1 protein-coding gene and 1 riboswitch are annotated in these 1,648 nt (G+C 78.2%); the gene reads right to left on the bottom strand.

Features of this window, described 5'->3' with window-relative positions:
• Window positions 1–1,144 (bottom strand): ATP-binding protein (locus ACOJUF_RS07460; RefSeq protein WP_420121229.1); only part of this gene is annotated, 1,144 nt, incomplete at its 3' end.
• 179 nt (window positions 1,145–1,323) lie between these two features.
• Window positions 1,324–1,414: riboswitch (cobalamin riboswitch) on the bottom strand.
• Window positions 1,415–1,648: the final 234 nt, after the last annotated feature.

Below are 1,648 nucleotides of genomic sequence, written 5' to 3'. Positions count from 1 at the left end.
CCGGGTCTGCCGCGGATCCCGGGTCCGCCGCCCGGGCGGCCGGCGCACCGGTCGCGCGGGGGTCCGGCACCCGGTCGCCCTCGGCCGCCGACGTCCCGTCGGCCGGCCCCGGTCCGGCCGGTGGCGGCGGGTCCGGTTCGTCCGCGCCGAGGATGCGCTCGAGCAGCTCCTCGTCGAGCCCGGGGGCGTCGAACGGGTTGCGCCGCCGGCGATGTGGCAGAGCGAGCCGCGCGGCGGCCCGGATGTCGTCCCGGGTGACGTACCGGCGGCCGTGCCAGGCCGCGTGGGCGACCGCCGCCCGGGCGGTGACGATGTCGGCCCGCATCCCGTCGACCTCGAACGCCGCGCAGACCTCGGCGATCCTGGTCAGCGCCCCGTCCCCGAGCACCACGGCCGGCAGGGCGGCCCGGGCCGCGGCGATCCGCTGCGCCGTGGCCCGCTCGTCGGCGGCGAAGCGGGCGGCGAACCCCTCGGGGTCGGCGTCGTGGGCCAGCCGCCGGCGGACCACCTCGGCCCGCCGGGCGGGATCCCGCGGGGCGGCGATCTCCACCGTCAACCCGAACCGGTCGAGCAGCTGCGGGCGCAGCTCCCCCTCCTCCGGGTTCATGGTGCCGACCAGCACGAAGCGGGCGGCGTGCGCGATCGAGACACCCTCGCGTTCCACCGTCGACCGGCCCATCGCGGCGGCGTCCAGCAGCAGGTCGACCAGGTGGTCGTGCAGCAGGTTGACCTCGTCGACGTAGAGCAGGCCGCGGTGCGCGGCGGCCAGCAGACCCGGCTCGTACTCGGTGACCCCGGCGGTCAGCGCCCGTTCCAGGTGCAACGACCCGATCACCCGGTCCTCGGTCGCCCCGACCGGCAGCTCGACCAGGCGGGCGGGCCGGGTGGACGCCGCCGCTCCGGGCGGATGTGGCCCATCCGGGCACGCCCGGTCGGGATCGGCCGGGTCGCAGCTGAACCGGCAGCCGTCGACCACCGCCACCGGGGGCAGCAGGCCGGCCAGCGCCCGCACCGTCGTCGACTTCGCGGTGCCCTTCTCGCCGCGCACCAGCACCCCGCCGACCTCGGGGGCGACGGTGGTCAGGATCAGGGCGATCGCCATGTCGTCGGAGCCGACGACGGCGGTGAACGGGTAGCTGGGCATCGCGGCGACGGCCGCCTCTCGACTCGTGCGGGTGTCCACGCCCGCGCCTGTCCGGAACCGCGCGGCCGCAACCCGGCGACGGCGTCGCCGGACCGGGTCCGCCCGGTCCTTCCTGTCATGGCGGCCTCGCACGCTCGGCCGACCGGGTCCGCGACCGGGGGGTCGCGGGACGGAGGGAATGCCCTGGCTTCCGGGCCCGCGCGCCGCGGGTCGCGGGTCACGTCGGTCCTGGTCACAGTGGCGGGACCGCTCCGGATTCGCACCGGATTCCAACCCGCCCGTCGGGACCGATGATGGCACAGTGCTCGGGGCCCGGGCCGGGCAGGCGAATAATCGGCGCCGTGACCGGACCGTCCCGCACCGATGCCGCCCCCGCCGCGTCCCGCTCCGCCCGCCGCGACCGGCCCCGCCCGGAGCCGGCGCTGCCCGCGGCACGGACCACCGGACGTGCGGTGCGGGGGTGCCCGGCATGAGTGATCCCGGCCGCACCGGCCCGGGCCCGGG

This window comes from Nakamurella sp., from assembly GCF_048594475.1.
In the GTDB taxonomy this organism is placed as follows: Bacteria; Actinomycetota; Actinomycetes; order Mycobacteriales; family Nakamurellaceae; genus Nakamurella.
Note: the sequence above shows the minus strand (reverse complement) of the source record. Positions and strands in the feature narration are given on the sequence as shown.